The following is a 13,498-nucleotide window of genomic DNA, read 5'->3' on the forward strand; positions in this document are numbered from 1 at the left end:
TTTGGAGTCAAGTCCCTAGGGGGATTTGACTCCTTTTTCATTTGTTCTTTACCTTACCGCAAATTATTTTACACTTAGAAACAAATCAGTTTTGGTGACCATCTTTTAGTATAAGGAAGATTTTTTATGGAAGAAAATACGTTGAACATGTTGGCAGGTAAGCCATACAGTCCAGACACGGAAGAATTAGGAAGATTATCTAAACAGGGGCATCGCCTTAGCTTTGAATATAATCAATTACCCGACACTGAAAGAGCAAGACGCCAAGAGATATTGGATCAGCTCTTTCCAGATCATGGCGAAGGTTTATATTTGCAAGGGCCGATTCAGGTTGACTATGGTCCATTTACTCATTTTGGTAAAAATGTTTACGCTAATTTCAATTTGACGATTTTGGATACTTGTCCAATCAAAGTAGGAAATAATGTTATGTTTGGTCCTAACGTTTCTCTTGTAACACCACTTCATCCGTTACTTGCTGAGCAACGTAATCTTAGAGTCCAAGATGATGGCAAAGTTGCAGACTATGAATTTGGCGCACCAATTACTATCGGTGATAATTGTTGGCTAGCTAGCAACGTTACCGTTTGCCCTGGGGTAACGATTGGCAATAATTGTGTTATCGGTGCTGGATCTGTAGTCGTTAGCGACATTCCTGATAACTCTCTTGTAGTTGGAGTACCCGGAAAAGTAGTCAGAAAAATTACCGAAAAAGATCGGTTGCAGAATTTCCCATACTAATTGCGAAATTTTTAACAAAAGATCTAATTATAATGCTTAAACCGTTTGCATATATGGTAAAATAGAGTCAGGTATTTTAAGGGGGTTTGCATATGTTTGCAACTGTATTTTATTGGGTTATCATATGCGCAGCATCATTGTGGGGCGCATGGTCATTAATCTGGTCATTAATCTATATGGGTAAGCATGAAAATGGTAACTTGTGGATCTTTGCAATTATTGATGCTTTGAGTTCAATTGCTTTAGGTATTTTGTATATCATTTACAGTACACAAGATAACCAATGGTATTGGTTCGCTTCAAAGATTACTGACATTGCATGGCTAGTGTACATTTTCTACTTCTTCATTGCTTTGACTGTTTTCCAATTTGTGTTTGGTTTCACGAAGAAAGCAAAGAAAGCATAAATTAAGCTGTTAAAGTCATTAGATCTTAGTTGAGCTAATGACTTTTTGTATAATAAAAATCCGCCACTTTTTAGTGACGGATTTTCTTTATAACTGACGATCTAACAGGTCAGAGGTTAACTTTAACAAATCATCATAGGTAGAATATGTTGAAAAATGCTGGGTTAAGAGCTCTTTAGCTTGATTGGTATAATCTTCGGCTAAATTTTTAGCCTGGTTGATACCTCCAAGTTCAGAAACAAGTTGGTCGATTCGTTGTAAATTATGGCTTGAAAGATTTTTCCCGCGACGAACAAGTTCGTGCAAATCCCCAGATCGATCATTTTCAAGAGCAAAAATCAAAGGTCCACTGTATACGCCATTGACTACGTCTTGCAAAACTGGCTTCTTAAACTGACTGCTGCTTGCAGTGTAGTCTAAGATATCATCCATCAATTGAAACGCTTCGCCAATCAATTCCCCATAGTTCTGGGCAAGTTTGGCTTTCTTGCTGCTTAAACCACCTTCTATGGCTCCAATAAAACATGAATAACCAAAAAGAATACCAGTCTTGCCTTTGATCTGCATTAGATATTGCTCAGGAGTTATATCAAGATTATATTCATTACCAAATTGCGCAGTTTCACCAGCAAGAATATCATTCATTGCTTTGCCATTAATACGCATATTAGTAATCTTTGAGGTGTTGTTAGCTAGCATTTGCAATGAAAGAGCCATAAGATAGTCGCCAGCATAAAGAGCAATGTGCTTGCCAAATTTGTCTTGAATCGAGCTTCGACCGCGTCTGATTGGTGAATCGTCAACAATATCGTCATGAATCAAAGTTGCATTGTGTAATATTTCAACAGAGCTGGCAATTTTCAATAATCGCTTAAGCTTGCCTTTTTTGCCCATTTGTCCAAACAGCAGGACAAAAGCAGGACGTAATTCTTTTCCTGCTATTTCAAAGTTATATTTAATCGCTTCACCTAACTTGCCTTTTACTGAAGCAGTACTTTCAAGAATAATCTGTTGAACTTGTTCTAGGTTTGATTTGAGTGCTGGCATGTCTTGCCAGTATACAAAATCTTGCATTAAATTCCCTTTCTGTTTTTAAGTAGGCCTTTTTGCACATGTGTAATTGCTTGAGTATATGGTAATAGATACTTAACGCCAAAACCAACGAGAATTCCAGCAACAATACCGGAAAAGGTTAAAAGCGGTAGATAAAGCATTACGTATTTACTTTGAGCAATTAGGGATGCAACCAATAATTGCCCAAAATTGTGACTCACTCCGCCAAGAATCGAAACGCCGATTAAGCTAACTAAACGTGGATAGGCGAGCAATGCTAGTTTCATCAAAAATAAACTCAAGAATGCGCCTGTAGCGGCGTAAATAAAGGTTGATACGCCTCCAGAAATCAAGGCTGTCGTTGTCAAGCGTAAGAAGGTTAACAAAATACAGTCTTTGAAGGGGAGAATAACTAGTGCCAGCAAGGTGATAACGTTAGTAAAGCCTAATTTAGCACCCGGTGCAAAGGCAAAGATAGGGGGAAAACTCTGTTCAATTAAGCCTAGAATAATCCCCTGAGCACATAAAATGCCTACAAAAATATATCTTTCGAGATCTTTATTTGTTCTTATCATGGATTAACTAATGTATGGTCAAATTTCTTATGGGAAGAAATTTTTGCATTCGCTCCGTTTCTTAGTTCAATTAAGAATTTGTGTGGCAAGCAGACAATAGTTTGACCAACTTCATCTTTCCAGCCTTGTTTTACACATAATTGATCTTTACAGTTAGCTTCAATTACGCGTATTTGATGATTTTTTACCTGAACGGTATTTTCTTCACCGTTCCTATTAAAACGCCAAATCGTGTCATGATCCAGATTTATTTTTTTGACAGTCTTATTGTTTACACGAATAACTGCGATAATCGTTGCATCTGAACTGGTAGTTTGTCCAGACTTAAGCAGTTTAAATGGTAAAAAACTAAGAATTACCACGACGGCAATAATTAAATAATCACCGAGCTTAAGATATTTTAAAAGCTGCATAAAATCTTTCCCTACAAGATAAAACAGTCTAGGAAATGATCCCAGACTGTTCTAAGTATAACTTTTTAGTTAGTTCTTAACACCGTTTTTATCGACATGATAGATCGGCCTTAGGACACCATATCTTGCTTTACCTAAAGTCTTTTGGAGCCATGGAACAAACCACATATCTAAACCAAATGATCTTCCTGAACCGTTCATAACTGCAATGGCTGCAAAAATCATCCATACGTTTACCCAGTAGTTCATACCAGATAAGCAGAAGATAGCTACAAAGAAGGCACTCATTGCACCAGCAAACCAAGTGCAAAGACCAATTACCAAAAGAACTCCAAGCAAAATTTCAAAGCAAGTCATGAATTTTTGTGCAAATAGTGCAGTTTCCTTGTTTGGAATTACGATCTTGGTCATTGATTGTACCCAGTTAGGCATTTGATCAAATACAGGCATTGGTGAATGGCCATAGTCATAGTTAAATGAGAATCTCACTGCATTGGCTGCGGCTTCAGTTGCTTTACCTGAGGCAGCTGACGTTGCGGCAGCTTTGCTACTTGCTCCACTCGTAGCTGCTTGAACAAGCCATGGGAAGTGCAATTGCAATTTATTGCTGAACCATGAACCTGAGCCTTGGACTTTGTACCAGCAGTCAACCAACCACATCATTCCTAAGAAGATTCGAAGTGGAACGGTCCACAAAACGTTGCCGTAGCGGTTTAAGTTGCCGCGCCACATTGTTGGACGCTTGATTCGGAACCATTCATCCATAATGTAGTGGAAGAGGTAATATGCTGAGTAGATTTGGATGAGATAAATCATATCAACCAAATCTTTCATGAAGATAGCAAAGAAGCCACTTAAGTGGAAGGTGTTAACTAATGAAGCAACACCCCAAGCTGGACCAACGGAAACCATAAATCCAGAATAAGTTCCCTTAAACTTAACAGCCTTGCCATCATTGATTTGTGCCATGATGTTCTTGAAAGCACAAAGACCAGCAGATTCAGCACCTTGCACAACTTGTGGCTCACCACGTCCAGAACCATTAGCGTCATACATTGCCACGTCACCGATGACATAAACATGTGGATCGTCTGGCAATTGTGAGTATTCGTTAACAACGATTCTACCTGCACGAGCAGTTTCAAAACCAAAGTCTTTAGCAGAATCAACAGCTTTAACACCGGCAGTCCAAATTAAAGTTCTAGTTGGGAAAGTTGAACCATCTTTAAGATCGACATGATCTTCGTGAACCCCGACAACACCAGTGTTAACACGAATATCTACGCCATGGCTTTCCATGTAGTTTTGGGCCTTGGCAGCATCTGCCCGGTCCAACATGTTCATCACAGTAGGTGCCATTTCCATCATGGTAATCTTGATTTCATCAGCATCAAGGTTGTACTTCTTAGCAAGGTCAGCACGCCATGAATTAAATTCACCAGCCATTTCAGTACCAGTAAAACCAGTACCTACGATAACAAAGTTAAGATATTGTTCTCTCTTTTCTGGATCGCGTTCTTTAGACACAAGGTGAACCATTAAATCAATATGGTCTCTTAATCTTTCAGCGTCTTCGAGACTGCCCAAAGTAAAACCATATTCCTTAACCCCTGGAGTACCAAAGTCGTTAGGTTGAGAACCGATAGCTAAGACAGCGTAGTCGTATGGATATGAACCATATTTACCGACCACTTCCTTCTTATCGCGATCGATCTTAACGATTTCATCAGTTACAACGTCAACATTCTTCTTACGTGAGAACAAACGTTGCAAGTCATACTTCAAGCTGTTAGCCTCAACACGGTTAGCAGCAACTTCGTGCAAGGAAGTCATCATTGTCATGTAGGGATTTTTATCTACAAGCGTGATTTTGACATCCTTGTTTTTCTTTAGCTTTCTGGCAAGGTGTTTAGTAGTATACAAACCACCAAAACCACCACCAATAACAACGATATTTGTTTGGGTCATTTGCCCATCCCCTCTAAAGTCCATAAACTTTTCTTATTTGTAGTATAAGATACACATTAATTATACAGGACTTTTGATAACGGATAAAGTCCCCAAATTAACATTTTTCACAAAATATCGGTAAAAGAATAGATTTTATTTTTATGCTATAAAGACAGTAACCGATACCATTGCTTTTATATAAATAAAATATTGCATTACTATTACTAATATTCTATAATTTGGTTGCGTGAAGAAATACACAAAAGTGTGTGTTCAAGCATAGATTAGAGATATAGGATAGGGTTTATATCATGAAAATTAAGAAATTCGCATATAGTGCATCAGTTATTGCATTGTCAGCATTGATGTTGGGTGCTTGCTCGACTTCAAGCAAATCATCATCTAGTGATTCAAGTTCAAAGGCTAAGACTACTCAAACAACCAAGAAGGCTAAAACTGAAAAAGTAGCTAAGAAGATTGCTGGAGCAGATCTTAAGGATGGTACTTACAAACTTGAAGAAGACAACTACTTTAACGGCTACAAAGTTGTTATGTCAATGACTGTTAAGGGTGGAAAAGTAACTAAGACTTCATACGACAACGTAAACAAGGATGGTAAGTCTAAGGCAGACGACGCTGCATACGAAAAGCAAATGAAGAAGTATGCTAAGATCGGACCAAAGGAATACATTCCTAAGTTGAACAAGGAATTTGCTGATAATGGTAGCAATTCATCAGATGTTCAAGTAGTATCAGGTGCAACCAGTTCAACTTTGACTATGAGAAACTACATCAATCAATTAGTTCAAGCCGCACAAAAGGGTGATACTGCAACTATCCACATTAACAATAATAAGCCAATGAAGGATGGTACTTACAAGCTTGAACAAAAGAACTACTTCAATGGTTACCGTCAAGTTTACACTTTGGTAGTTAAGAAGGGTAAAGTAGCTGACTTGAAGTATGACCAAATCAACAAGGATGGTCAATCAAAGACCAAGGATGCTAAATACGAAAAGACTATGAAGAAAGTTAACGGCATTGGGCCAAAGGAATACATTCCTAAGTTAGCTAAGGAATTCATGGATGCTAAGGGTAACATGGAAAAGGTTCAAGTAGTATCAGGTGCTACCCACTCATCAAATGACTTCATTTCATACGTTGAACAATTGATTAATGCTGCACAAAAGGGCGACACTAAGACCATTGTTGTTGACAACATCGTAACTAAAGAATAGTTTTAATCTAATATAGAGAGTTAAATAGTAACAAAGTTGCGTGGGGTATTTGCCTCACGCAACTTTTATAAGGTGATAAAATGAAACGCAAACTTAGAATTTTACTAACTCTAGTTCTGCTGTCAACCTCATTGGTGGGATTAGTTGCTTGCACCACGCAAAGTAAAAAGGAAGAACAACCAAAAACTGCTTTGACAACTACACCAACAGAAGATATGCAATTTTTGATGGGAACGGTCTGCACTATCAAGATCTACAATAAGAAGAAAGATAGTGCCTTGAAGGATGGATTTGATCGAATCAAAGAACTAGCTGACAAGATCACTGTTAATCAAAAAGGCAGTGAAGTTGATAAAATCAATGCTCAAGCGGGTATAAAACCAGTAAAAGTATCAAAAGATGTGTTTGAACTTTGCCAAAAGGCTTACTATTACAGTCAAAATTCTGATGATTCATTTGATATGGCAATTGGACCGATTACAAGTTTATGGCGTATCGGGTTCCCAGATGCTAGAAAGCCAAGTAAAAAGGAAATTTCAACGCAATTGCCTCTGGTTGATTATCATCAAGTAGTTTTGAATGCTGATAAACAAACTGTTTACCTTAAGAAGAAAGGTATGAAGCTTGATTTAGGTGGTATTGCTAAGGGATTTATTACTGATCAAGTAAAGCAAGTATTGCAAAAAGATGGCGTTACAAGTGCAATTATTGACTTGGGTGGTAATGTCTATGTTTTAGGCGTTTCACCAACTAACCACAGTAATTGGACTGTAGGAATTCAAGATCCTAAACAGAGCCGGGGTACAGCTATTGGTTCTTTACCTGAAATGAATAAAACCATTGTTACCTCAGGAATTTATGAACGCTATTTGAAAGTTGGCAAGACAGTATATAGTCACTTGATGAATCCACGAACAGGTTATCCTTTCCAAAATAACTTAATGGGTGTGTCGATTATTACCAAAAATTCTGTCGATGGGGATGCTTTATCAACTGCAACCTTTGATAAAGGGCTTGAGAAAGGATTCCAATATATCGAACATAAAAAGGACACCGATGCAATCTTCATCACCAAGGATCGGAAAGTTTATATTACAAGTGGGATCAAAAACAAATTCAAGTTGTTTAAAGATAGTGGCTATAAACTTGCAGAATTAAAATAATTTTTGATAAATTGTTTACAGGTATATATTAATTTTATAAAAGCGCTTATAATAGTAATTAGGAAAATGAATTACAAAAGAGGTGCATGACAATGAAGAAATTTTTTATCGGATTAGGTGCTATTGTAACGGGCCTTGGTGCTGGTTATGCTGCAAGTAAAATGCTTCTCAAAAAGCAAGCAATGACAGATGATCTTGACGACAACGAAGATCGTGGCGTCTCACCAATCGAAAATATCGAAGAAGAGCGAGACGAAAGAACCAAAGTAACCGCTGATGCGATTAACCGGCCATACAAGCCTGTTCAATATTAATCTCTGATAAAGCAAGATACCCATTCTTAACGATGGGTATTTTTGTATCGTAAAATAATGCAATTATGAGAAAATCGCTTTTAACATGACTGAAATCGGATAGAAAACGAACGTTCGTCAAAAGCGGTATATATCAAATAAATACTTTTGTTACAACGTTTGAAAAACTTTTGTATATGTATTGTTGCTTTAACAATGCTTAAGAAATTTTAGCAGATTTTTAAAACAAAAAGCTTGATTCTTTAAATGAATGGCGTATAATGCAATATTATTTATAAGAAAGGACATGGTTATATGAAGCTATCTAAAATGACGGTCCTGACAATTATCTGTGGCTTCCTAACTTTTGATGGGTTAGCCATGTTGTTTTCAGGATTGGTAATGCAAATGACACAAACATCTAATTTCAATATTACCAATTATGCATTGGATGCTAATATGACAGCATCAGGAATGATTTTTGTCGGGATTATAATGATTTTTGCTTTTGGAGCACTTTTTATCAATGATTGGGCTAGACTCAAGAATGTGCATTCAAAATGCGTTAAGTTTAGATAAAATATCAAGAAGGTGTTGGTTGTATAGACCAACACTTTTTTGTGCCAATTTTTACCAAATATCTTGCTTAAAATTAAAGTAATGTGATAAAGTAAGTGAGTAATTAGTTAATTGATTTAATAGAAAGGAACTGCGTATGAGCAACGACAACTTAATCTTGTAAAAGTTTTATAGATCAGGAGAAAAAATTATGACTGATGAATTGGACTTTGCTCGGATTAAGTCGTTATTGGCAGATTTTGCCAAGACTAATAAAGCAAAAGAAACTATTATGAGGAGGCAGGTTACTAGCAATCTTGCCCACGTGGAACAATTATTGGCGGAAACCGACCAAGCTTTGAAAATTCTTGCAACTGGACAACATATGCCATTTGTTGATTCAGAAGCAATTGATCCTATTTTGCTCAAAGCTAAAAAAGGACTATTGTTGTCGGCAGATGAATTGGAAAAAGTCGCAGACTATTTGCGAGTAATGACCTTGCTGAAACGCTTTTTTGCTCGCTTAGCAAGTCAAGCTCCGTTGTTAAATTCTTATGTTCAAAGTTTGACTGAGCTTCCAGAATTGGAAGAAGCAATCTATGATGCAATTGAACATGGTATTGTAGCTGACCGTGCTGATCGTGATTTGGCACGATTAAGACGTCAACTTACCCAAGACCAAGCTCAGATTCGTGAGGGACTGAATCATTTTTTAACGAATAAAAAATATCAACCGATGGTTCAGGATCCATTAATTGTTGAGAAAAACGACGTCTTAACCATTCCTATGAAAGCCAATTATAAGAATCAGCTCAATGGTCAGATAGTTGCTAGTTCAGCTGGTGGTAAGACGGTTTATTGGCAGCCAGCGAAAATGGTCAATTTAAGTGCGGAAATCGCTACTGTTAAAATGCAGATTACTAATATCGAGTATGCGATCTTAGGTGCATTAACGGCGCAAGTTTTTGAGAATGTTCATGACATTAATGAGGATATTGCAGCAATCACAGCGATTGATGAGATTATGGCTCGAGCGAGATATTCTCAGAGCTTCGATGGTAAAAAGCCAATTCTAAATCATGAAAATGAATTAGAACTAAAAGCAGTGCGTCATCCACTATTAACGAAGCCAGTTCCGCTAAGCGTACGTCTGGATCAAAAACAGTCAGTTTTGATGATCACCGGTCCTAATGCTGGTGGAAAGACAGTGGCTTTAAAGACAGTTGGATTAATGATCTTGATGACGGAACTCGGTTTATTTTTACCAAGCGAAAAGCCATGTTTGATTCCAGTAATGGACCGAGTCTGGACCTTAATCGGCGACCATCAGAGTATTGATAATTCTCTTAGTACTTTCTCAGCAGAAATGAAGCAAATCGCCGCTATAACAGCTGGTGCGACAACAAGGAGCTTAATCTTACTGGATGAATTAGGAACAGGAACCGACCCTAATGAAGGTAGTGCCATTGCAATTGGCGTTTTGCAGGAATTATATCTACGTGGTTGTTTGATTGTAGCAACGACCCACTACTCCGCAATCAAAGATTTTGCCCTCCAGCATAACGGATTTGTAACGGCAGAAATGGACTTTGATCCTAATACTTTAAGTCCGACATATCGCTTGATTTTGAATCGGATCGGTGATAGCCGGGCGTTATGGATTGCTAAAAAGGTTGGCTTGTCAGATCGAGTTTTACGCTTGGCAGAAAATTATTTGGCACGGGATGAATTTCCTCTAGCTTTAAAGCAGGTAAAACTGGAAGCCAAGAGGGCACATCCGTCCCAACCTAAGAAAATTTTTCATAAAGGCGACGTGGTTTATATTAGTTCAATCAAAAAAGAGGGTATTTTCCATAGCTTGGAAGGACAACAAGCTAAAGTCTTTGTCGAAAAAAAGTTTGACTTATATCCGCTTAGACGGTTGCAGCTTCGTCGCTTGGCTAAAGAATTGTATCCTGAAGGATATAACCTTGATTTGTTATTTGTTGAAAACTGGAAAGATTACAAGTTTAACAAGGATTTAGCCCGTGGTTCGAAAAAAGCTTTTAAAGAATTGAGGCGAAAAGAACAGAATGGTAATTAGAGAGTATCGATTTGAAGATTTAAATGCCGTAGCCGCAATCATGGATCAAGGACGCAAGCAGGAATTAGCTAATGTGGGTCTTGAGCGTTATGCTGTTCCCTTTAAACAAGCACCATATTTTTCCTACTTTTTTGAAGCAAATGTTTTCGTAGCAGAGATTGATCAAAAAGTAGTTGGAGTTGTTTCCTTTACTACTGACAATTTAGGCTTCCTATATGTTTCAAAAGCTCTTCAGGGAAAGGGCATTGGTGGGAAGTTGTTAGATTTTGCCTTAGAAAAAATGAACCGTCCCGCTACGATCAATGTATTCACTAAGAATGTTACTGCCCAAAAACTCTATCAGTCTCGTGGCTTTAAATTGGTTGGAAGAATACGGGATGATTGGGATGGGACTCAATTTGAAGAAGACAAGTTAGAATTAGAATAGCAGTAGAAAAGTCTAGAAACGTTTGGTTGCTAGACTTTTTTCGTAAACAAAAATAGTAGGTATCAGTAGATGTTTTTCACGTATAATAAAATATACAAACTATCAAAGGAACAAAATTTATGAAATTACTTATTCTAACTGAAAAGAAATCCCAGATGGATGATTTTGTAACGGCTTTAGGCGGTAAAAGCGGAAACTTCCAGGGAAAATTTGATTATGTTTTGACTCATTCATATGGGCATATTTTGCAATTAAAAGAGCCACAAGAAATGGTAAGTGAAGATAAGAAAACTAGATATTCTTCATGGCGAAGCTTGAAATATTTCCCATGGGATGAAAATGATTTTTCCTGGGCTAAAAGAATTGTTCCAGGTAGAAGTAAAACTTTGAAGGAAATAAGGGATGCTGCCAAAGATTGTGACGGCATAATTATTGCGACAGATGATGATCCCTCTGGAGAAGGTGATTTGCTGGGGTGGGAAATTGTTAATGCGATTCATTGGAAAAAAGCAGTTTATCGAATTCGTTTTGAAGATCAAGCGCCCAAATCGATCATTGCAGCAATGAAGCGCATGGTTAATGTTACTAACCAGATGGAGCAGGGAGAGTATTTAGAGGCCTTGGCCAGACAACGCTTTGATCTACTATCAATGCAACTATCGCGAATTGCTATGATCTATGCCAAAAAAGCAGGTTATAAACCTAAGACAATGCGAATTGGGCGGTTAAAATCAGCGATTGTAGGTCTGATTTTTGATCGTAATACTGAGATTGAAAACTACGTAAAAAAACCTTATTTTGAAGTAAAATTTAAAGATCAAAACGGTAATCTGTTTAGTCGCAAATTTGATCCTGATAAAGATCAATTTAGGTACTCGGTTAGGCAACAAGCTAAAACAGACCTTGCGGATTATGTTGCTAGTTCAATTGTGATTGACGAGAAAAAATTGAAACAGCAAACACCACCGCCATTGGTAGATTTAGGGCAAATTGGCATTTTAGTTGGAGCTAAAGGATACAAAGACAAAGAAATTATCAAAACCTACCAGGATATGTATCAAGCACAGATTGTTTCTTATCCTAGAACGGAAGATACTCAGGTAACGCTTGAACAGTTTAATGAATTGTTGCCATTAGTAGATCAGATTGCAAATGTTATTGGTGTAGATTCAAAATTATTAACAAGACGCAAGCCACGTGCCAAATTTATAACTAGTCAGGCCGCTCACGGTGCTAATCGTCCAGGTGTGAAAGTGCCAAAATCGTTAGAACAACTGGAAAAGCGTTTTGGAAAAATCGGAGTTGAAATTTATCAAGTTGTTGCCAAAAGTTATTTAGCAATGTTGGCTGAAGACTACGTTTATGAGGCACAAAAAGCACATTTAGCTAAGTATCCTGATTTTAGGGCAAGTATTCAGCTTCCTAAAGCTATGAATTACAAGCTGATTTTTGATGATCGCGACTTGTCTGAAGAAGATGAAGCTACAGCTCACGAATTTAAGGACATGGCCCAACCTTTTGTCTATGAAGGAGCGAACCCGAAGCCAGGCAAACCAACTAAAAAATTTATTCTGAACTATTTGAAAAAACATAATATCGGTACTGGTGCAACTAGATTGCAGACGCTGGCAGAAATCAGTTCAGGTAAAGGTAGCCTAGCTGCTCTAATCCGTGGTGGATATGTCTTAAACTACGAAGGCCAAGTACAAGCTATTCTATCGAAGGGGAGCATGATTGCGTCTCCTAAAATTACTAAACGGTTGTTTGATGGGATGGATCGAGTCAAGAGAAAGGAATTGGATTATCAGCTAATACCGCAATCGATGCAAACGATTGTACGTCATGATATGCCAATTTTTGAAAATAATGCTACTTCGTTAGATAAAAATGCTACTTTGCAGAAACTAGCTAGCAAGCATCAAACAAAAACTATCAATAAAAAAGTTGTCGCTGGGGAAAAAGTAACCGGCGATTTTAATGGTGAGCAAATAAGCTTTAACCAAACTTGGGGTGGACATAAGTTTACTAAAAAAGAAGTAGCGGACTTGTTAGCTGGTAAAAAGATCAGAATTAGTTATTGTTCCAAAAAAGGGACAGATAAGATAGTGAGTGGTAAGCTGGCTAAACAAACCTATAAAGGCAGAAGTTTTTATGGCTTCAAACCAGAGTTTTAATTTTGACCAAATCCGAAACTATTTGGCAAAATATGAAGAGTTTTTAGCTAAAGTTTAAGATGAATTATTATAGTTGTAAAATAGGAGGTGTTAAAATGAATTACTTCAATTTACTTGATCTAGGGGCAAAGCTTCAAGTTTTATTTGTCCCAAACAAAATTTGGCGAGCTCCAAAAAGTAAGCATGGGAAGAAAAAATGGCAGCACAAATACTAATTACTACTAGCCTAGATATAATAATTTATTATTTAATAGGAAATTTTAAGCCGAGGAAAATAGATATTTTATTTTGCCTTGGTTTATTTGTATTTTCTTTTATATACGTATATTATGGGATCCCAGAAAGACTGTAAAATAGTTTGTGTAAGGATGGACGATTCCTTAAATTTTATTCCCTGAACATTAGAAAAAGGAGCTCCTTTCT

At 37.3% G+C, this 13,498-nt stretch carries 13 protein-coding genes; 9 read left to right on the plus strand and 4 right to left on the minus strand.

Annotated features, from left to right (window positions below; translation table 11 throughout):
• Positions 1–126 precede the first annotated feature (126 nt).
• Both BN52_RS05200 and BN52_RS05205 read left to right on the plus strand, forming a co-directional pair.
• Entirely contained in the window at positions 127–741 is a 615-nt protein-coding gene (locus BN52_RS05200; RefSeq protein ID WP_008473265.1) for a sugar O-acetyltransferase, read from the plus strand.
• A 92-nt stretch (positions 742–833) separates the two neighbouring features.
• Positions 834–1,148, plus strand: coding sequence for a hypothetical protein (locus tag BN52_RS05205; RefSeq protein ID WP_008473266.1), 315 nt, complete (start codon positions 834–836; stop codon positions 1,146–1,148).
• An 87-nt stretch (positions 1,149–1,235) separates the two neighbouring features.
• On the opposite strand, the gene BN52_RS05210 is transcribed toward BN52_RS05205, so the two are convergent.
• The 4 genes from BN52_RS05210 to BN52_RS05225 form a co-directional block, all read right to left on the minus strand.
• The gene (locus tag BN52_RS05210; RefSeq protein WP_008473267.1) at positions 1,236–2,222 is read right to left on the minus strand and encodes a polyprenyl synthetase family protein; all 987 of its coding nucleotides are present in this window, start codon (positions 2,220–2,222) and stop codon (positions 1,236–1,238) included.
• Positions 2,222–2,776 (minus strand): Gx transporter family protein, encoded by a 555-nt coding sequence (locus tag BN52_RS05215; protein WP_008473268.1) that lies wholly within the window; start codon positions 2,774–2,776, stop codon positions 2,222–2,224. Before BN52_RS05215 ends, BN52_RS05210 begins: the two co-directional genes overlap by 1 nt.
• The gene (locus BN52_RS05220) at positions 2,773–3,189 is read right to left on the minus strand and encodes a NusG domain II-containing protein (protein WP_008473269.1); all 417 of its coding nucleotides are present in this window, start codon (positions 3,187–3,189) and stop codon (positions 2,773–2,775) included. Before BN52_RS05220 ends, BN52_RS05215 begins: the two co-directional genes overlap by 4 nt.
• Before the next feature lie 69 nt (positions 3,190–3,258).
• Entirely contained in the window at positions 3,259–5,157 is a 1,899-nt protein-coding gene (locus BN52_RS05225; protein ID WP_008473270.1) for an NAD(P)/FAD-dependent oxidoreductase, read from the minus strand.
• Between the two features lie 293 nt (positions 5,158–5,450).
• On the opposite strand from BN52_RS05225, the gene pplA reads away from it, so the two are divergent.
• The 7 genes from pplA to BN52_RS05260 all read left to right on the plus strand — a co-directional run bounded on the left by pplA (position 5,451) and on the right by BN52_RS05260 (position 13,075).
• The gene (gene pplA / locus BN52_RS05230) at positions 5,451–6,377 is read left to right on the plus strand and encodes an extracellular electron transfer flavoprotein PplA (RefSeq protein ID WP_008473271.1); all 927 of its coding nucleotides are present in this window, start codon (positions 5,451–5,453) and stop codon (positions 6,375–6,377) included.
• A gap of 80 nt (positions 6,378–6,457) precedes the next feature.
• A complete protein-coding gene (locus BN52_RS05235; RefSeq protein ID WP_008473272.1) occupies positions 6,458–7,540 on the plus strand; it encodes an FAD:protein FMN transferase in 1,083 nt (360 codons plus the stop codon).
• A gap of 92 nt (positions 7,541–7,632) precedes the next feature.
• Positions 7,633–7,854, plus strand: coding sequence for a hypothetical protein (locus BN52_RS05240; protein ID WP_008473274.1), 222 nt, complete (start codon positions 7,633–7,635; stop codon positions 7,852–7,854).
• Positions 7,855–8,148: 294 nt separating this feature from the next.
• Positions 8,149–8,412: a hypothetical protein gene (locus BN52_RS05245; protein ID WP_008473275.1), complete on the plus strand. Its 264-nt coding sequence runs from the start codon at positions 8,149–8,151 to the stop codon at positions 8,410–8,412.
• A 190-nt stretch (positions 8,413–8,602) separates the two neighbouring features.
• Positions 8,603–10,474 carry an endonuclease MutS2 gene (locus BN52_RS05250; protein WP_008473276.1) on the plus strand — a complete coding sequence of 624 codons (1,872 nt, stop codon included), beginning with the start codon at positions 8,603–8,605 and terminating at the stop codon, positions 10,472–10,474.
• On the plus strand, positions 10,464–10,901 hold the full coding sequence (locus BN52_RS05255) for a GNAT family N-acetyltransferase (protein WP_008473277.1): 438 nt from the start codon (positions 10,464–10,466) through the stop codon (positions 10,899–10,901). Before BN52_RS05250 ends, BN52_RS05255 begins: the two co-directional genes overlap by 11 nt.
• 119 nt (positions 10,902–11,020) lie before the next feature.
• Positions 11,021–13,075, plus strand: coding sequence for a DNA topoisomerase (locus tag BN52_RS05260; protein ID WP_008473278.1), 2,055 nt, complete (start codon positions 11,021–11,023; stop codon positions 13,073–13,075).
• Positions 13,076–13,498 lie beyond the last annotated feature (423 nt).

Origin of the sequence: Lactobacillus gigeriorum DSM 23908 = CRBIP 24.85 (genome assembly GCF_000296855.1) — a bacterium.
Taxonomy (GTDB): Bacteria; Bacillota; Bacilli; order Lactobacillales; family Lactobacillaceae; genus Lactobacillus; species Lactobacillus gigeriorum.